Genomic DNA, 18,709 nt, shown 5'->3' with positions numbered 1-18,709 from the left:
TCCCTATTTAACCCGGGTAAAAATATCTGGCCCCCCCGAGCAAGGACTTCCCATGCATCCCCAGGCCAGCGCCACTTGCACCGCCTTCGACGGCCACCGCCTGCTCGCATCCGGCCCTTGCGCCGACGTGGCGCTGGCGGTCAAGCGCGCGCGCGCCGCCGACGCCCTCATCTTCGACGACCGCAGCGGCCGCCCGGTCGAGTTCGACCTGCGCGGCAGCGAGGCCGACGTACTGGCGCGACTGCAGCCCGAACCGCCGCCGCCGCGCGGTCCCGGCCGCCCGCGGCTGGGCGTGACCGCGCGCGAGGTGACCTTGTTGCCGCGCCATTGGGACTGGCTGGCCGGTCAGCCCGGCGGCGCCTCGGCGGTGCTGCGCCGGCTGGTCGAACAGGCGATCCGCGAAGGCGGCGCCGCGCAGCGTGCGCGCGAGTCGGCCGAATCGGTCGACCGCTTCATGCTGGCGATGACCGGCAACCTGCCCGCCCACGAGGAAGCCAGCCGCGCGTTCTGGCGCGGCGAGCGAGAGCGCTTCACGCAGCTGACCGAAGCATGGCCGGCCGACGTGCGCGACCACCTGCGCCGCCTGGCCGCGATCGCCTGGGACGAAGCCGGCCGCTAACGCCCGGGCGTGATCCGCGACGACTCCCGCGCAGCGGAAAGGGGGCAGTCGCGCGCAAGGGTGAGGAGCCTCCAAAAAAGCCGCTCGCTCCTGCAAAAGTCCGACCCGGTGGGCTATTCGAGGTCGCCTGTAAGGGAACACTGATAAACCCCGAAAGCTTCGACGCCCACTGTAGGGGCCCACTTGTGGGCGATGCTTTTGGCGTGCAACCAGGCGTAAGGGCATCGCCCACAAGTGGGCTCCTACAAAAGCGGCGCGCGAAGAAAGCTATTCGATGTTGCCTGTAGCGAGCGGCGATGCGCGGCACGTTCAGGCGGTTTGCTGCTTGCCCAGCGCCTTGAGCCGCTTCTTCTCCTCGCGCCGCTGCTTGCGCGCGGCCTTGCGGATCTTGCGGTCGTAGCCCCACAGGTAGATCGCCGGCGTGCTGAGCAGGGTCAGCAGCTGCGACACCAGCAAACCACCGACGATGGCGATGCCCAGCGGCTGGCGCATCTCCGAGCCGATGCCGAAGCCGATCGCCAGCGGCAGCGCCGCGCCCATCGCCACCAGCGTGGTCATGGTGATCGGGCGGAAGCGCACCAGCGCGGCCTCGCGGATCGCCTCGGGTGGCGGCAGGTCGCGCTCGCGTTGGGCCACCAGCGCGAAATCGACCATCAGGATCGCGTTCTTCTTGACGATGCCGATCAGCATCAGGATCGCGATGATCGCCATCAGCGACAGCTGCGTCTGCGTCACCAGCATCGCCAGGAACGCACCCGCGCCCGCGGCCGGCAGCGTGGAGAGGATGGTCAGCGGATGGCCCAGGCTCTCGTACAGGATGCCCAGCACGATGTACATCGCCACGATCGAGGCCAGCAGCAGGATCATCCCATTGGAGCTGGCCTGCTGCAGGCGCTGGTTGGCGCCGGTGAAGTCGACCCGGATGCCCTCGGGCAGATGCACCGCGAAGGCCGCCTGTTCGACCAGCTTGACGCCGCGCGCCTGGTCCACGCCCTTGGCCAGGTTGTAGGTCACCGTCGCCGCTTCGAGCTGCTTGTGGTGGCGGACGCGCATCGGCGTGATGTTCGGCTCGATCCGCGCCAGCGCCGACAGCGGGATCATCTGCCCTTGCTTGTTGCGTACATGCACATTCAACAGCGACGCCGGACTGACCGTTTCGGCGCCGGCCGAGGTCAGCACCACGCGGTACTGGTTGATGTCCGAGTAGATCACCGAAACCTGGTTCTGCCCGAAGGAGTTGTACAGCGCCGAGTCGATGTCGCCGATGCTCACGTGCAGCCGGCCGGCGGCCTCGCGGTCGACCTTCAGCATCTGCTGCTTGCCGGCCTGGTCGAAGTCGCTGCCGACGTCGCGGAACTCTTTCACGGTGCGCAGCTGGCGCACCATCTTCAGGGTCCACGGCTGCAGGTCGCCGCCGTTGTTGCTGACCAGCTGGAACTCGTACTGGGAGCCACCGCCGCCGCTGCCGCCGCCACCGAGGAACTGCGCGACGTTCAGTTCGACCTCCACCCCCGGCAGCTTGTCCAGCTGCTTGGACAGGCGCTCGACCACCTGCTTGGCGCCCACGGTACGCTCGCCCGGCCCGTTGCCGTGTGGCTTGAGGTCCATGAACATCTGCGCCGAATTGCCGACCGCGCCGCCTCCGCCGCCCTGCCCGCCGAGCATGGTGAGCATGTCGGCCACGGCCGGATCGGCCTGGATGATCCGCGCCACCTGCTGCACCCGCTCGGTGAGCAGCGCCGGCGAGATGTTGGCGTCGGCGCTCACGTCGGCCTGCAATTGGCCGGTGTCCTCGTCGGGCATGAACGTGCCGCCGGCGGTCTTGACCACGGCGATACCCAGCGCAACGGTCAGCACCAGCAGGAGCAGCGGCTGCCAGCGCATCAGCCGGCGATGGTGCATGGCCCAGTCCAGCGCACGCTCGTAGCGCCGGAGCATCGCGCGATCGAAGTTCTCCACCGCGCGTTCGATGCGACCGGCTGGCCGCGGGTTGGCCGGCTCGGGCTTGAGCAGGCGCCCGCACAGCGCGGGCGTGAGGGTGAGCGAGACGATCGCCGAGATCACCACCGCCGCGGTCAGCGTCACCGAGAACTCGCGCAGCAGCATCACCAGCACGTTGTTGCCGAACAGCAGCGGCGCGAACACGGCGACCAGGGACAGCGTGATCGACACCACGGTGAAGCCGATCTCGCGCACGCCGGTCAGCGCGGCCTGCAGCGGCGGCATGCCGTGTTCCATGTGGCGCACGATGTTCTCGATCACCACGATCGCATCGTCCACCACGAAGCCGATGCACAGCACAAGCGCCACTAGCGACAGGGTATTGAGCGTGTAGCCCAGCGCCCACATCGCCACGAACGCGCCGGCCAGCGACAGCGGCACGCTCAGGGTGGCGATCAGCGTGGGCCGCAGCCGGCGCAGGAACACCAGCATCACCAGCACCACCATCACGATCGAGATCAGCAGTGCCACCTCCACCTCGTGCAGTGCCGACTTGGTGGTCTGGGTGAGGTCGAACACCGCGTTCACGTGCACGTTGGCGGGCAACGTCGCGCGCAACGCCGGCAGCTTGGCGCGGATCGCCTCCACGGTAGCCACCGCGTTGGCTTCGGGCCGTTTGGTGATCTGCATGCCGACCGTGCGCGCATTGGCCTGCGGAGTGCTGAACCAGGCCGCCTGGTACTTGTCCTCCTGGCCGCCGTAGACGTGCGCCACGTCGGACAGGCGCACCGGCACGCCACGCTTCATGGCGATCAGCAGCCGGGCGAACTCGTCCGGCGTGTGCAGGCCGTCGCTGGCGGTGACCGTCATCTGCGTGCGGCCGTTGCTGAGCGTGCCCTGCGGCGAGGTGACGTTGGCCGCGCGCAGCGCGTTGGCCACGTCGTTGGCGGTCAGGCCCTTGGCGGCCAGCGCGTCGTTGTCCAGTTCGATGCGCACCGCGTGCGGCGTGCCGCCGAACACCTGCACCTGCGCCACGCCGGGGATCTGCGCCACGGCCGGCTTGAGCAGGGTGTCGGTGAGGTCGAACAGCTGGTCCTGCGGCAGCCCCGAGGAGGTCAGCGTGATGAACAGGATGGGGATCTGCGAGGTATCGAATTTGAAGTACTGCGGCGGACTGGGCATGCCCGGCGGCAGGTCCGCCGCGGCCGCGTTGATCGCCGCCTGCACGTCGCGCGCGGCGCTGTCGGCGGTGCGGTCGAAGGTAAAGCGCACCGATACCGAGGCCTGGCCCTCGGTGGCATTGCCGTACATCTCGTCGACGCCGGGTATGCGCCCCAGGTGCCGCTCCAGCGGCGCCAGCACGGTGCTGGCCATGGTTTGCGCGCTGGCGCCCGGCTGGCTGGCAACCACGTACACGCCGGGGAAGTCCAGCGACGGCAGCGCCGCCACGCCCAGCAGCAGGTAGGCCCAGAAGCCGGCCAGGGTCAGGCCCACGGCCAGCAGCGAAGTGCCGATAGGGCGTCGGATCAGCGGAGCAAAGATATTCACGGGGCGTCCATACCGCGGCGGGGGGGCCAGGCAAGCGCCGGACCGGGGCGTCTAGCGTAACGCGCGGGCGGGGCCCGGTTCGTGGGCCAGAAGGTGGGCGAAGTCATGCCCACGTTATGCCTTGGGCGTTGCGCCCGCGGATGTGCCTGAAGTCCGGCCCCTGCCGAAAGGCAGGGCATGATCCCGCGGTCGCCGCCTTCATGTAGGAGCCCACAAGTGGGCTCCTACAGGGTCCGGTCAGTCGGCGGCCGTGTAGCGCACCGTCAGGTACCAGCTGCGTCCAGGCTGGTTGAAGTAGTACACCGTCTCGTAGCGGCGGTCGAACGCGTTGGCCAGCCGCGCCTGCACCTGCCAGCCCGGCGCGAAGGCATAGCTGGCGCGCAGGTCGGTGGTGGCGTAGCCACCCAGCCGGCGCAGGTTGGCCAGGTCGTCGTAGCGTCCGCCGGCGGCCAGCACCGTGGCGCCCACGCCGAACGCGCCGAACTGGCGATCCAGCTCGATCCGCGCGGTGCGCTCCGGACGGCGCGGCAGCAGGTGGCCCTCGTTGGCGCCGCCGTCGCGGTTGACCGGGCGCTGCAGGGTCAGCCAGCTTTCCAGCCGCCAATCGCCAAGCCGGGTGCCGAACTGCGCTTCCAGCGCGCGGATGCGCGCGCGGCTGATGTTGCGCGGAAAATAGTTGGCGTCCAGCGAGATCAACTGGTCGATGCGGGTCTGGTAGGCGTTGAGCGCCCAGTGCCCGTTGTCCAGCCGCTGCGACAGGCCGAGCTCAGCGCTGCGCGAGGTTTCGGGCTCGAGCTCGGGGTTGCCGCTGCCGTAGGGGTAGTACAGGTCGTTGAAGGTCGGCGCATGGAAGGCGCTGCCCCAGCTTGCCGACAGCCGCAGGCCGTGGTCGAACGCGTAACCCCAGGCGGCCGCGCCGGTGGTATGGCCGCCGAACTGCTGGTTGTCGTCGTGGCGCACGGAAAGCTGCAGCTCATGCCGGCCGAAGCTGCCCTGGTACTGCGCGTAGCCGCTGGTGTCGCCACGGTCGTCGGCCAGATAGCCGGTGTCGCTGGACAGGTGCTCGTGCTGCCAGTCGATGCCGAGCGTGAGCAGCTGATCGTCGGCCAGGCTCAGGTCGTTCTGCCACGAGGCCTGGTCGCGGCGCGAATTGCCGTACCGCACGAACACGCCGTCGTTGTAGGTGGTTTGCTCGTCCAGGCTCTGTCCGGCGGCGAGCGTCACCGTCCAGCCCGGCCGCGGTGCGAAACCCAATCGTGCGCCGGCCACCTGTTGCCGGTTGTGGTGCTGGTTGCCGTACGGGGCGCCGTCGAACTCCACGCGGCTGTCGCTGCGCAACCAGGTGCCCGCCAGTTCGGTGCCGCCATCCCAGCGGTAGCCGAGGTTGGCCAGTGCGTTGTAGTTGCGGTAGGCATCGGCATCGGGCTCGTCCGCGAAGCAACCGGCGAACGCGGCCGCCGCGCCGACCCGGCAGGCGTTGATGCCGCGGGTGTACTGGCCACCCACGCTGAGGTTGTACCAGGCGTGCTTGTCGCCGCCGGCCAGGCCCAGCTGGCCGTCGGCATAGCCACGGCTGCCGGTGCCCAGGCGCAGCGAGGGCGCCAGGCCGCCGTTGCGCGGCCCGTGCCGGGTGAAGATCTGGATCACTCCGCCGATCGCGTCCGCGCCATACAGGCTGGAACGCGGCCCGCGCACCACTTCGATCCGCTCGATCTGGTCCAGCGGCAACTGGTCGAACGCCGGGATGCCGGCGCTGACCGTGCCCACGCGGACGCCGTCGATCAGCAGCAACGTGTGCGAGGAATTGGTGCCGCGCAGGAACAGCGAACTCTGCTGGCCCAGCCCGCCGGCCTGGGCGAAGCTCACCCCGGGCAGGTTCTGCAGCAGGTCGATCAGCGACACCGGCTGCAGCCGGTCGATGTCCGCGCGGGTGATCACGCTGACCGACGACAGCGCGTCGTCCACGGTGATGGCGGTGCGCGTGGCGGTGACCACCACCGGCGAAAGCGCGGCCGGGTCGGTGGCGTCGGCCGCCGCGGCAACGAACGAGCAGCCGCACAGGGCGGCAGCGAACAGGGTCTTCTTCATAGGTACGGTGTTCCTTCGGCCGCGCGCCCACGCACGGCCCGAGCGATGGATAGGCTGGCCGATCAGCGGGAACAGAAGGAACGACGGGCAGGCGCGGGGCCGCACGAGGTCCGCCCCGCCCACCGCAGGTCCACCAGGCAACGCTTCGGGCCGGTCTCCGGACTCGCGGGCGCAGGCCTGGGGCCTGCCGGGGCGGCGCCTTCCCATGCACTGGCACAGTGGCGTGGGCCGTCCGTTCGACTCGCTTACCGTTGCGGGGGCAGCGCCGGCCTTGTGGTGCATGGCACCACGCACCGGCTTCCCGTTTCATTCCGTGCCGGCCTATGCCTGCAGGGAACACCCGAAACGATCCCATAGTAGGGAAAGCGATTCCCATACTCCAGGCCGGTTACTGAGCCGAGAGGAAATTGCTAAAAAAAAGTTGACACGAAGTTACGCTCGGCGCTACGTTCCGTCAGCAATTCACCGTCTTAGGTTGGTGAATGCAACAAACGAACGAACGCTGGGGCGAGGCCAAAGAGCGGTAATTACCGTATCGGGTGCAACAGGAAAGCGTTATTCGTGGGTTTTCCAGCGAGCCGGGCTTTGTGTCGGCCGCGTGGCTTTTTACATGACTCGTCTGCGAGTCGATCTGGGGAGATCACTTGATGAACAAGCGCTTTATTCCGCGCGGGGCGCAACCTCGCCGCAACGCCCTGGTGATGGCCGTGGCTATCGGCCTGGGCTTTTCGGGCTTCGCCTACGGCCAGGCCACCAATGGTTCCATCTTCGGTACCGCACCCGCGGGCGAATCGGTCACCATGACCAGCGCCGGCGGCGTCAGCCGCACGGTAACGGCCAATGAGAATGGTCGCTTCTCCGCCAACCTGCCGGTCGGCACCTACACGGTCACCCTCAGCAAGGATGGCGAGACCGTCACTTCGCGCAACAACGTGACCATTGCCGCCGGTGCCGGCACCGAGGTCGACTTCGCCACGGAACTGGCCACCGTGCAGGTCAATGCCAGCGCGCTGCCGTCGATCGACGTGAGCTCCGCCGCCTCTTCGATGACCGTGACCGCGGCCCAGCTGGCCCAGCTGCCGCTCGCACGCAGCGCCGAGGCGATCGCATTGCTGGCCCCGGGCGTCGTCCAGGGCAGCGGCTACTTCGGCAACTCGGTGACCGGCCCGGTCATCACGTTTGCCGGCGCCGGCGCCACCGAGAACGCCTACTACGTCAACGGTTTCAACACCACCTCGCTGTACAACTACACCGGTGCGGCGTACCAGCTGCCGTACGGCTCGATCGACCAGCAGCAGACCATCGTCGGCGGCTATGACGCCAAATACGGTCGCTCCGACGGCGGCGTGCTCAGCCAGATCGGCAAGCGCGGCACCAACGAATGGCATTTCGGCGGCCAGGTGACCTGGGCCCCGCGTTCCATGGAATCGGATCTGCGCAACGTCTATTACCCCGACGTCCAGCTGCAGCCGGGCGAGAGCTTCGAGGACGTGACCAAGTCCCCTGGCGACCTGCACCGCTATCGCGAAGAGAACAAGCAGTGGAGCACTACCTATTCGGTCTACGCCGGTGGCCCGCTGGTCAAGGACAAGCTGTTCGCCTTCGTGTCGGTCGACCAGACCAAGACCAAGGGCCGCAGCGTCCAGTATGCCGAGAACCAGCGTGACGATTACTACACCAATCGTGACCTGCGCTGGTACGGCAAGATCGACTGGAACATCAACGACAGCAACATCCTCGAGTACACCCGGCTGCAGCAGAACTCCAAGAACGGTTACGGCGAGTCGTATTCGTTCGATAGCGACACGGCGACCGACATCGCAAAGACCGGCGACCTGAGCTACCTGGACTACGAGAACAAGACCGACATCTTCCAGTACACCAGCTACTTGAGCGATGCGGCCACGCTGAGCATCCTGTACGGCAAGACCGAGGTGAAGAACCCGACGCTGGTGCCCAACCCCAGCGACCTGCCGTTCATCTCCGGCTCCGACCTGCAGAACCCGGCGCTCAACGGCGGCCAGGGCATCGTCAACGCCCAGAACGTCGCCACGATCAGTTCGCCCGAATCGAAGCAGTCCTCCAAGGGCCTGCGTGTCGACTTCGACTATCGCCTGGGCGACCACCTGTTGCAGGTCGGTATCGACAACCTCGATTACACCGCCGACAACCAGGGCAGGACGCGCTCGGGTCCGGGCTATGTCTGGATCTACAACCGCACGAAGCCGGGTGACGACATCAACACGGTTCTGAACGTGGGCGCGCCGGGCGGTGACGGCTACTACGTGCAGCGGAACATCTTCACCACCGTCACCAGCATGTCCGCCTCGCAGCGCGCGTGGTACGTGCAGGACAAGTGGCAGATCACCCCCAACCTGCTGCTGCAGCTGGGCCTGCGCAACGACGACTTCACCAACAGCAACGCCCAGGGCAACCAGTTCGTGGTCCAGAAGGACCAGTGGGAGCCGCGTCTGGGCTTCAGCTGGGACGTCAACGGCGATTCGTCGCTCAAGCTCTACGGCAGCGCCGGCCGCTATTACCTGGCCATTCCGCAGGCTACCGGCGAGCGCGCGGCCTCCGGTTCCATCAATACCGGTGAATACTTCACCTATACCGGCATCGATGCGAACGGCATTCCGACCGGTCTGGTACCGGTGCGCGGCGCCGATGGCGGTGCAGCCCCGGGCCCGGTGTCGGCAAACAACGAGTTCGGCATTCCGCCTGACCCGAAGACGGTCACCTCCACCAACCTCAAGCCGCAGTACCAGGACGAATACATCCTGGGCTTCGACAAGACGCTGGGTGCGGACTGGGTGTATGGCGCCAAGGGCACCTACCGCACGGTCGGCACCGTGATCGACGACGAGTGCGATCCGGTCCGCGTGCGCGACAAGATGGCCTCCATGGGCTACAACACCGACCAGTGGCTGTGGGATACGCCCGGGTGCCGCATCGTCAATCCGAACCTGACCTCCAACATCAAGGTCAACTCGGTTGACGGCACCGATTCGGTCATCGTGCCGATGACGGCGGCGGACTTCGGTGGTACGCCCAAGGTGCAGCGTGACTACTATGCGCTGGACCTGTACCTGGAGCATCCGTTCAACGGCACCTGGATGGGTCGCGTCAGCTACACCTACGCGCGCAGCTGGGGCAACGCCGAGGGCCAGGTGCGCTCGGACATCGGCCAGACCGACGTCTCGGTCACCGAGGACTGGGATTACGTCGAGCTGATGAGCAGCTCCCGTGGCTATCTGGCCAACCACCGCAAGCACCAGCTGAAGGCCTATGGTGCCTGGCAGGTGACGCCGGAATGGCTGGTGGCCGGCACGGCGCTGGTGCAGTCGGGCGCGCCCGAATCGTGCCTGGGCTGGTTCGGTCCCGAGCAGACCAATCCGGGCGGTGCCTACGGTACCGATTACCACTGGTGCCGTGGCGTGCCGTCGCCCCCGGGCTCGGCGGGTACCAACCCCTGGCAGACCCGCGTCGACCTGAGCCTGGCTTACCGTCCGGCCTTCGCCGAGCACAAGCTGGCGTTCAAGCTTGACGTGTTCAACGTGTTCGACAAGCAGACCGTGCTGCAGACCGAACCGCATCTGTATCCGCGGTCCGGTAGCACCATCAGCAACACGTACCACGAGGCTCTGTACTTCCAGGATCCGCGTTACATGCGTCTGTCGGTGTCCTACGACTACTGATAGGCAAAGTAGCGGTAGCGACTCGTGAGAGTCACAGGAAGCGCCACCCGCAGGGGTGGCGCTTTTTTTTCTTCGTCATGCGCCACGCTGCACATCACGCGACCCGGCCGCGGCGGCCTTTGAGGGCGGGCTACATGAGGCCGGGCCTGTCGACAGTGGCGGTTCCGACTGGGTCCGTCAGCGATCCCATGTCGCCGCGACCAGAGGCGAAAGACACCCGGCCCGGCCCATCTTTCCAACTGGAAGTGCAGGCCATATTCGATCAGACTGGTCAGCGATGCGTGCGCCAGGCGTGCGCGAAGCTTATGGCGGGGATGATCCTTCTGCCGGTCGGGAGGATCTTTCCGGATGAACACGCCGGATGACATGACTCATGAACACACCAGACTCTTCGACGGCTGAATGCCGCCGGCGCCGCCGCGCCCGGCATTACATCGACACGCAGCAGCTGGCCGCCGCGCAGGCGACGCTGGAATCTCTCGTGCAGCTTGAACCGAACGATGCGTCCGCTCGAATGGAGCTGGCGGACGTGATGTTCAGGCGGGGGCAGTTGCGGGCTTCGACGAGCCAGTTGCTGCAAGTCGCAAAGATGCCGCTCGATGAGGCCGGACGGATCCTTGAGCTGGTGCGCGCCCTCTACAACAGTGGCGAAACCCTGGCGGCGCGCACCTGCCTGGACCGGCTCGCCACCATCCCCGGCTTGCCTGCCGATGTGCTCTCGGCGCAAGCGGGCCTGCGGAAGATGTTTGGCGAAGTCGCAGAATCGAAATCCCTGATGGAGCGAGCGATCGCAGCAGGGGCCGATACGCCGGACGACCATTTCCAGCACGCCGTGCTGTTGCAGTACAGCGGCGAGCTGGCTGCCGCACAGGAAGCGCTCGAGACCTGCCTGCGCCGCTGGCCGTTATTCGGGGGCGCCGCCATGGCGCTGGCGAACCTGCGCAAGCAGACTGCAGCAACCCATGACCTCGATTTCCTGCATCAGCAGCTGGAACGGATCCCCCAGGGCACCAGCCATCCGGCAGACAACCTGGTCCGCGCCGAGTTCGAGTCCGCCTTGTTCAAGGAACTCGACGACCTCGGGCGCTACGAGGAAGCATGGTCGGCCCTGGCGCGCAGCAATGCGTTGATGCACGCGCTCAACCCCTATGACGCGCCCAGCGAGGCAGCACTCACTGCCGCACTCACCGGCGCGTCGGCGCCCGACGGGAGGGGAAACCCGGGCATGGGTCCTTCCCACAAAGGTCCCACCCCCATCTTCATCGTCGGCCTGCCGCGATCAGGCACCACGTTGCTCGATCGCATGCTTTCCAGCCACTCGCGCGTGGTGTCCGCAGGCGAGATCAACGACTTCCGGCGCCAGTTGCTCAGCGCGACCGAAATTCCCCCGACAGGCACCCAAGGGCTGCTGAAGGCGATCGAGCGTAGCCGGGACATCGACTTCGCGACCTTGGGGGCACGCTATCTCAAGCAGACCCAGTGGCGCGCGCAAGGGCGGTCCCACTACATCGACAAGCTGCCTTCCAACATCCAGATGGTCCCGTTCATCCGGCGCGCGTTGCCGCACGCGCCCATCCTGCATCTGGTGCGGGATCCGATGGATGTCTGCTTTTCCAACCTCAAGGCCATGTTCGGCAGCATCTCGGCCTACAGCTACCAGATCGATGCGATGGCCCATTACTACGCCCAGTACGCCCGCCAGGCGGACCATTGGCGCGCCACCTTGCCGCAACCCATGCTGGATGTTTCCTACGCTGCCTTGGTGCAGGAGCCCGAAGCGACGCTGCGTCGGGTGCTCGACTATTGCGGGCTGGATTTCGAAACAGGCTGCCTGTCTCCCGAACACAACGCTGCACCGGTTCTCACGCCCAGCAGCGTGCAGGTGCGGGCGCCGATCCACACCCGCGCGCTAGGGCAATGGCGCAACTACGCCGAGCACCTGACGGAACTGCAAGCGGCGCTCGATCGCCATCTCGCCATCGCGGGCCTAGGCAAGTAATCGGTCGCGCGGCTGCCGCAGGGCGATCCGCGTCCGTGCTGCCACCTGCCGGCCGATCCTGGTACGGCGCGCCCTCAGTCGGTATGCAGCTCCGCCACGAAATCGTAGATGTCGCCGCGGTACCAGGAGCTGGTGAATTCCACCACGCGCCCGTCGTCCAGGAAGCTGCGTCGTTCGATGCTCAGGCCGGCACTGCCGGTGGCCACGTGCAGCAGGCGCGCGTGCTGGGCGCTCAGGGACACCGCGCGCAGGCGCTGCAGCGCGCGGCAGGGACGGCAGTCTCGCTGCTCCAGCGCCTCGTAGAGCGAATCGTGCACCAACAGGGGGTCGGGCAGAATGCTCGCCGGCACCACGCTGCGCTCGATCGCCACCGGCTCGTCGCCGGCGTAGCGCACGCGGTGCAGGCGCACCACCGCCACGCCCGGCGAAAGGTTGAGCGCCATCGATTCTTCCGGGGTCACCTCGCCGATGCCGCGCTCGAAGAATTCCGAGCGCGGGTTGAGCCCGCGCGCGCGCAGGTCCTCGGTGAAACTGGTCAGCCGCGACATCGGCTTGACGATGCGTTCGGCCACGAAGGTGCCGGCGCCGTGGCGCTGGGTCAGCAGGCCTTCCTCGACCAGCCCGGCGATGGCCTTGCGCACGGTGACCCGCGACAGGCCCAGCGCCTGCGACAGGTCGCGCTCGCTGGGCAGCGCCTGGCCCGGTTCGATGTCGCGATGCTCGACCACGGTGCGGATCGCCCGGCGCAGCCGCAGGTAGGCCAGTGGTTGGCGCGTCTCGGAGCTTTCGCAGAGGCGGCGATATTCGGCGGCGAGCGCGGTTTCCATGCCGAAACAATACCAATCTCACACCATTTGCAGCAAGCAGCTATGAAAACGTATGCATCCCATCGACGCATGGCTGCGTAATCTGGTATTTCACTGGTACCATCCTTGGCGCCGAGACGGGATGGTCCATTCCGTCTGTCCCAAACGCAATCGAGGTGAACCGTGACGGCTTCCCCCCCGCCCGTCGACCCGTTCGACCTGGTGATTTTCGGCGGTACCGGCGACCTGGCCCTGCGCAAGCTGCTGCCGGCGCTGTTCCATCGTTTCGTGGACGGGCAGGTGCCCGCGGCCAGCCGGATCATCGGCGTGGCGCGCGAGGGCCTGGACGATGCCGGCTACCGCGACCTGGCCCGCGACGTGCTCGCCGACGGCGGCGGCACGACCGAGCACATCGACGCATTTCTGCCGCTGCTGCGCTACCTGCCGCTGGATGCCCGCAAGGACGAAGGCTGGGACGCATTCAAGGCACTGGTCGACGATCAGCCCGACCACATCCGCGTGTTCTACCTCTCCACCTCGCCGGAGCTGTTCGTCGACATCTGCAACCGGCTCGGTACGCACGACCTCAACGGGCCCAATGCGCGCGTGGTGCTGGAGAAGCCGATCGGGCGCGACCTGGCCAGCGCCATGTGCATCATCGAGGCGGTCGGGCGCGTGTTCTCCGAGGCGCAGACCTTCCGCATCGATCACTACCTGGGCAAGGAGACGGTGCAGAACCTGCTGGCGCTGCGCTTCGGCAACGCCCTGTTTGAGCCGCTGTGGAACGCCGGCCACATCGACCATGTGCAGATCACCGTGGCCGAGACACTGGGCCTGGGCCGCCGCGCCGGCTACTACGACCGCGCCGGCGCGCTGCGGGACATGGTGCAGAACCACATGCTGCAGCTGCTGTGCATGGTGGCGATGGAGCCACCGGCCTCGCTCTCGCCGGACGCCGTGCGTGACGAGAAGCTCAAGGTGCTGCATGCGCTCAAGGCGATCGACATGCGCAACGTCGCGCAGTTGACCGTGCGCGGCCAGTACAAGGCTGGCGCGATCGACGGTGAGCGCGTGCCGGGTTACCTGGACGAACTGGACGACGGCCAGTCCGGCACCGAGACCTTCGTGGCGCTGAAGGCCGAGATCGCCAATTGGCGCTGGGCCGGCGTGCCGTTCTACCTGCGCACCGGCAAGCGGCTGGCCAACCGGTTGTCCGAGATCGTGGTGGCGTTCAAGTCGGTGCCGCATTCGATCTTCGATGCCTCCGCCGGCCCGCTGGCGCACAACCGTCTGGTGCTCAGGCTGCAGCCGGACGAAGGCGTCAAGCTGTGGCTGACCATCAAGCACCCGGGCCCGGGTGGCCTGCGCCTGCGCCACGTGCCGCTGGACATGAGCTTCGTGGAGGCCTTCGGCGTGCAGCAGCCCGATGCCTACGAGCGGCTGCTGCTGGACGTGGTGCGCGGCAATCCCACGCTGTTCATGCGCCGCGACGAGGTCGAGGCCGCCTGGCGCTGGATCGACCCGATCCTGGCCGCCTGGAGCGCCGCCGGCGAGCCGCCGCGTCCCTACGCGGCCGGCAGCTGGGGGCCGAGCGCGGCGGTGGCGTTGATCGAGCGCGACGGCCGCACCTGGAACGAGGACAGCGAATAACCAGGTGTTTTCACCCGGTACCGGCATTGCGCTTTCCACAGTAGTCGGACCTTTTTTTGCCCCCTGCGCCCATGACCCCTTCGCTCAACGTATCCATCCACAACTTCACCGACGGCCGCGCGCTCGCCGTGGCGCTGGCCGAGCGCGTCGCCGATCGCCTGCGCGCCGGCCTCGTCGAACGCGATTTCGCGCTGCTGGCCGTTTCCGGCGGCCGCACGCCACTGCAGTTTTTCGACCTGCTGTCGCAGGCGACGCTGGACTGGTCCAGGGTGCAGGTGACCCTGGTCGACGAGCGCTGGGTGGACGGCGATGATCCACGCTCCAATGCGCGGCTCGTGCGCGAACACCTGCTGCAGAACGCCGCGGCAGCCGCCCGTTTCGTGCCGCTGTACACCGGCGATGCCACACCGGAGGAAGGGCAGCCCGAGGCTGGCCGGCGCGTGCATGCGTTGCCGTTGCCGTTCGACGCGGTGGTGTTGGGCATGGGTCTGGACGGCCACACCGCTTCGTTCTTCCCCGGCGGCGACCAGCTCGAGGCGGCCCTGGACCTGAATTTGCCCAACGGCGCGGTGCCGATGCGTGCGCCCGGTGCCGGCGAACCCCGCATCACGCTGACCCTGTCCACCCTGCTCGAGACCCGCCACCTGTTCCTGCACATCGAGGGCGAGGCCAAGCGCGATGTGCTCGCCCAGGCCCGCCTGGGCGGGGGCGACGCCGCGCACTACCCGGTGCGCGCGGTGCTGGAGCGCTCGCCGGTGCCGCTGGCGGTGTACTGGTGTCCCTAGATTCGTTGTCGACCGCCGGGCTGCGTTCGCGTCGACCGGCATTTCCCCGGAGTTCCCTGCCATGAGTTCGCTGCATCCCGTCGTCGCCGAAGTCACCGCGCGCATCATCGAGCGCAGCCGGCAAAGCCGCGCGGCCTACCTGGCGCGCATCGACGCGGCCGTCGGTGGCGATGGTCCGCACCGCGCGCAATTGTCCTGCGGCAACCTCGCGCACGGTTTCGCCGGCTGCAGCGCGCCGGACAAGGCGGCGTTGCGCGAGGGCCGCGCGGCCAACCTGGGCATCGTCACCGCCTACAACGACATGCTCTCGGCGCACCGCCCTTACGAGCGCTATCCGGCGTTGATCCGCGACCTCGCACGCGAGCTCGGTGCCACCGCGCAGGTCGCCGGCGGCGTGCCGGCGATGTGCGACGGCATCACCCAGGGCCGCGCCGGCATGGAGCTGTCGCTGTTCTCGCGCGACGTGATCGCCATGGCCACCGCCGTGTCGCTCTCGCACGACATGTTCGACGGCGCGCTGTACCTGGGCATCTGCGACAAGATCGTGCCCGGCCTGCTGATCGGCGCGCTCAGCTTCGGCCACCTGCCCGGCGCCTTCGTGCCCTCCGGCCCGATGCCCAGCGGCATCCCCAACGAACAGAAATCCAAGGTGCGCCAGGCCTTTGCCGAGGGCAAGGCCAGCCGCGCCGAACTGCTCGAAGCGGAAGCCGCTTCGTACCACAGCCCCGGTACCTGCACCTTCTACGGCACCGCCAACTCCAACCAGATGCTGATGGAGATCATGGGCCTGCAACTGCCGGGCGCGAGCTTCGTGGCGCCGGACACGCCGCTGCGCGATGCGCTCACCCGCGCGGCGGTCCAGACGGTCATCGCCAACGCCGCGCCGGCCGCGTGCGTGCCGCTGGGCCATGTGGTCGACGAGCGCGCGGTGGTCAACGGCGTGGTCGGCCTGCACGCCACCGGCGGTTCGACCAACCACCTGATGCACCTGGTGGCCATGGCCCGCGCCGCCGGCATCGTGCTCAGCTGGGACGATTTCGACGCGCTCTCGTCGGTGGTGCCGCTGCTGGCACGGGTTTATCCCAACGGCTATGCCGACGTGAACCAGTTCCACCATGCCGGCGGCATGGCCTTCCTGATCGATCAGCTGCTGGACGCCGGCCTGCTGCACGCCGATGTGCAGACGGTGGCCGGGAAGGGATTGGCCCTCTACACGCAGATACCCGAGCTCGATGTGGCGGGCAGGCTCGGCTGGTCGCCGGTAACGAAGGAAAGCGGCAACCGCGGCGTGCTGCGCCGCGCCGGCGAACCGTTCCGTCCCGACGGTGGCCTGCGCCTGCTCGACGGCAACCTGGGGCGGGCCGTGATCAAGGTGTCGGCGGTGCCGGAGGATCGGCAGGTCGTGGAGGCGCCGGCGATCGTCTTCGACGATCAGGACGCGGTGCGCGAGGCGTTCGATCGCGGCGAACTGGATCGCGACTTCGTCGCGGTGGTGCGCTTCCAGGGCCCGCAGGCGATCGGCATGCCGGAACTGCACAAGCTGACGCCCACGCTCGCCCTGCTGCAGGATCGCGGCCACCGCATCGCGCTGGTGACCGACGGACGCATGTCCGGTGCCTCCGGACGCGTGCCGGCGGCGATCCACGTGACGCCCGAGGCGGTCTCCGGCGGTCCGCTGGCGCGCGTGCGCGACGGTGACATGGTCCGGCTGGATACCGCGAACGGACGTCTGGACGTCCTGGTCGACGCCACCGAATTCGCCACCCGTGCGCCGGCCGCCGGCAACCAGGCGGCCCATCAGGACGGTACCGGCCGCGATCTGTTCGCACTGTTTCGCAGCAACGCCATGAACGCCGATCTTGGCGCCGGCGTGCTGTAAACCACCGGTTATCGTGCGGAGCCCGTTGTGGGCGATGCACCGGGACAAGAGCATCGCCCACAAGTGGGCTCCTACAAAAAACAGACGCGACATGGGAGATTGCATGACGTCGGACGCCCGCCAGAACGAACTTGCCGGCATCCTGCGCCTGGCGCCGGTAATTCCGGTGGTGGTGATCGAGGACGCGCACGCCGCGGTGCCGATGGCGCGCGCGCTGGTCGCCGGCGGCGTGCCCGCGATCGAGGTCACCCTGCGCACCGCCGTGGCGCTGGAGGCGGTACGTGCGATTGCCGCCGAGGTCGAGGGCGCGGTGGTCGGCGTGGGGACAGTGCTTTGCGAAGCTGACCTGCGCGCGGCGCACGAAGCCGGTGCGCGCTTCGCGGTATCGCCGGGCGCGACCGCGCGATTGCTCGACGCGGCCGAGGACATCGCGTTGCCGTTGCTTCCCGGTGCGGCCACCGCCAGCGAAGCAATGGCATTGCTCGAGCGCGGCTATCGCCACCTGAAATTCTTTCCGGCCGTGCCCGCCGGCGGAGCCAGGCTGCTCGCCGCCTGGAGCGGCCCGCTGCCACAACTGCGCTTCTGCCCCACCGGCGGCATCAGCGCCGCCAGCGCCGGCGAGTTCCTCGCCCTGCCCAACGTGCTGTGCGTGGGCGGCTCGTGGCTCACACCGGCGGACAAGCTCGCCGCGGGCGACTGGGCCGGGATCGAGCAACTGGCGCGAGCCGCGGCATCCTTGCCCCGCACCTGAGGGCGCCGTTCCCGGGCGGGCGCGGCCAGCCTTGCGCGTGCCGCTATCCTTTGCGCTTTGCCCTGGATCACGACCATGCCCTTCCTCCTGGCCGCCGCGCTATGCAGCGTGCTGGTCTCGGTGCTGCTCAAGCTGGCCCGCCGGCTCGACGTCGACGTGGGCCAGGCGATCGCCTGGAACTACGTGATCGCCGCTGCCGCGAGCGCGCTGGTGTTCGCGCCGGCACCCGCCGCGTTGCGGCAAGCCACTGCGGCGTGGCCGGCGCTGCTCGGCCTGGGGTTGCTGCTGCCGACCATTTTCCTGGCGCTGGCCGGTTCGGTACGCCACGCCGGCATCGTGCGTTCCGAGGTGGCCCAGCGGCTGTCGCTGCTGATCTCGCTGCTGGCGGCATTCGTCCTGTTCGGCGAACCGCTGAGCGTCACCAAGGTCTGGGGCATCGCCGCCGGCTTCGCGGCATTGCTGGGCCTGGTGTGGCGATCCTCGCACCATGCGGGCGAACGATTGCACGGCGCGGGCCGGTGGGTCTATCCGCTACTGGTGTTCGTCGGCTTTGGCGTGATCGACGTGCTGTTCAAGCGCGTCGCCCAGGCCGGCGTACCGCTGGGCGCGGCCTTGCTGGCGATGTTCGTGATGGCGCTGCTGGTGTCGCTGGTGCTGCAGGGCTGGCGGCTGGCAAGCGGCCAGGTGCGCCTGGGCGGACGCAGCCTGGCGGCCGGCCTGCTGCTGGGCCTGCTCAACTTCGGCAACATCCTGTTCTACCTGCGCGCGCACCAGGCTTTGCCCGGGCGTCCCGCGCTGGTGTTCGCCGGCATGAACCTGGGCGTGGTGGCGCTCGGCGCGCTGGCGGGCCTGCTGGTGTTCCGCGAGCGGCTGTCGCGGCTCAACCTGGTGGCCCTGGCGCTGGCCGTGCTGGCGATCGCCCTGCTCGCGCGCGGCTGAGCATCA

General features: G+C 68.0%; 11 protein-coding genes and 1 riboswitch. Of the genes, 8 read left to right on the top strand and 3 right to left on the bottom strand.

Annotated elements, in window-relative coordinates; translation table 11 throughout:
• Positions 1 to 52 precede the first annotated feature (52 nt).
• Positions 53 to 619, top strand: a complete 567-nt coding sequence (locus OSC30_RS05905) for a DUF2239 family protein (protein WP_267170919.1) — start codon at positions 53 to 55, stop codon at positions 617 to 619.
• 309 nt (positions 620 to 928) lie between these two features.
• Here the strand turns inward: OSC30_RS05905 and OSC30_RS05900 are convergent, their stop codons facing one another.
• Positions 929 to 4,108 (bottom strand): efflux RND transporter permease subunit, encoded by a 3,180-nt coding sequence (locus OSC30_RS05900; protein ID WP_267170918.1) that lies wholly within the window; start codon positions 4,106 to 4,108, stop codon positions 929 to 931.
• A gap of 237 nt (positions 4,109 to 4,345) precedes the next feature.
• Positions 4,346 to 6,196 (bottom strand): TonB-dependent vitamin B12 receptor, encoded by a 1,851-nt coding sequence (gene btuB, locus OSC30_RS05895; protein WP_267170917.1) that lies wholly within the window; start codon positions 6,194 to 6,196, stop codon positions 4,346 to 4,348.
• A 131-nt stretch (positions 6,197 to 6,327) separates the two neighbouring features.
• A riboswitch (cobalamin riboswitch) is annotated at positions 6,328 to 6,555 on the bottom strand.
• A 288-nt stretch (positions 6,556 to 6,843) separates the two neighbouring features.
• Between btuB and OSC30_RS05890 the strand changes: the two genes are divergently transcribed.
• Positions 6,844 to 9,894 (top strand): TonB-dependent receptor, encoded by a 3,051-nt coding sequence (locus tag OSC30_RS05890; protein ID WP_267170916.1) that lies wholly within the window; start codon positions 6,844 to 6,846, stop codon positions 9,892 to 9,894.
• 373 nt (positions 9,895 to 10,267) lie between these two features.
• Positions 10,268 to 11,893 carry a tetratricopeptide repeat-containing sulfotransferase family protein gene (locus tag OSC30_RS05885; RefSeq protein ID WP_267170915.1) on the top strand — a complete coding sequence of 542 codons (1,626 nt, stop codon included), beginning with the start codon at positions 10,268 to 10,270 and terminating at the stop codon, positions 11,891 to 11,893.
• 74 nt (positions 11,894 to 11,967) lie between these two features.
• Here the strand turns inward: OSC30_RS05885 and OSC30_RS05880 are convergent, their stop codons facing one another.
• Positions 11,968 to 12,720, bottom strand: a complete 753-nt coding sequence (locus tag OSC30_RS05880) for a GntR family transcriptional regulator (protein WP_267170914.1) — start codon at positions 12,718 to 12,720, stop codon at positions 11,968 to 11,970.
• A 162-nt stretch (positions 12,721 to 12,882) separates the two neighbouring features.
• Between OSC30_RS05880 and zwf the strand changes: the two genes are divergently transcribed.
• The 5 genes from zwf (at position 12,883) to OSC30_RS05855 (ending at position 18,703) form a co-directional block, all read left to right on the top strand.
• The gene (zwf, locus tag OSC30_RS05875) at positions 12,883 to 14,349 is read left to right on the top strand and encodes a glucose-6-phosphate dehydrogenase (protein ID WP_267170913.1); all 1,467 of its coding nucleotides are present in this window, start codon (positions 12,883 to 12,885) and stop codon (positions 14,347 to 14,349) included.
• A 71-nt stretch (positions 14,350 to 14,420) separates the two neighbouring features.
• Positions 14,421 to 15,134, top strand: coding sequence for a 6-phosphogluconolactonase (gene pgl / locus OSC30_RS05870; RefSeq protein WP_267170912.1), 714 nt, complete (start codon positions 14,421 to 14,423; stop codon positions 15,132 to 15,134).
• A 61-nt stretch (positions 15,135 to 15,195) separates the two neighbouring features.
• Positions 15,196 to 17,013, top strand: coding sequence for a phosphogluconate dehydratase (gene edd / locus OSC30_RS05865; protein ID WP_267170911.1), 1,818 nt, complete (start codon positions 15,196 to 15,198; stop codon positions 17,011 to 17,013).
• A gap of 103 nt (positions 17,014 to 17,116) precedes the next feature.
• Positions 17,117 to 17,764: a bifunctional 4-hydroxy-2-oxoglutarate aldolase/2-dehydro-3-deoxy-phosphogluconate aldolase gene (gene eda / locus OSC30_RS05860; protein WP_267170910.1), complete on the top strand. Its 648-nt coding sequence runs from the start codon at positions 17,117 to 17,119 to the stop codon at positions 17,762 to 17,764.
• Positions 17,765 to 17,839: 75 nt separating this feature from the next.
• Positions 17,840 to 18,703 (top strand): EamA family transporter, encoded by an 864-nt coding sequence (locus OSC30_RS05855; RefSeq protein WP_267170909.1) that lies wholly within the window; start codon positions 17,840 to 17,842, stop codon positions 18,701 to 18,703.
• The last annotated feature ends 6 nt before the right edge of the window (positions 18,704 to 18,709 follow it).

It is taken from the genome of Frateuria hangzhouensis, from assembly GCF_026410505.1.
Classification (GTDB): Bacteria; Pseudomonadota; Gammaproteobacteria; order Xanthomonadales; family Rhodanobacteraceae; genus Frateuria_A; species Frateuria_A hangzhouensis.
Note: the sequence above shows the minus strand (reverse complement) of the source record. Positions and strands in the feature narration are given on the sequence as shown.

Excerpts from the sequence above, each read along its gene's own strand:
- OSC30_RS05905 (WP_267170919.1), top strand. The coding sequence starts at position 53 with ATGCATCCCCAGGCCAGCGCCACTTGCACCGCCTTCGACGGCCACCGC.
- pgl (WP_267170912.1), top strand. The coding sequence starts at position 14,421 with ATGACCCCTTCGCTCAACGTATCCATCCACAACTTCACCGACGGCCGC.
- OSC30_RS05855 (WP_267170909.1), top strand. The coding sequence starts at position 17,840 with ATGCCCTTCCTCCTGGCCGCCGCGCTATGCAGCGTGCTGGTCTCGGTG.
- OSC30_RS05890 (WP_267170916.1), top strand. The coding sequence starts at position 6,844 with ATGAACAAGCGCTTTATTCCGCGCGGGGCGCAACCTCGCCGCAACGCC.
- OSC30_RS05885 (WP_267170915.1), top strand. The coding sequence starts at position 10,268 with ATGAACACACCAGACTCTTCGACGGCTGAATGCCGCCGGCGCCGCCGC.
- btuB (WP_267170917.1), bottom strand. The coding sequence starts at position 6,196 with ATGAAGAAGACCCTGTTCGCTGCCGCCCTGTGCGGCTGCTCGTTCGTT.
- OSC30_RS05880 (WP_267170914.1), bottom strand. The coding sequence starts at position 12,720 with ATGGAAACCGCGCTCGCCGCCGAATATCGCCGCCTCTGCGAAAGCTCC.
- edd (WP_267170911.1), top strand. The coding sequence starts at position 15,196 with ATGAGTTCGCTGCATCCCGTCGTCGCCGAAGTCACCGCGCGCATCATC.
- eda (WP_267170910.1), top strand. The coding sequence starts at position 17,117 with ATGACGTCGGACGCCCGCCAGAACGAACTTGCCGGCATCCTGCGCCTG.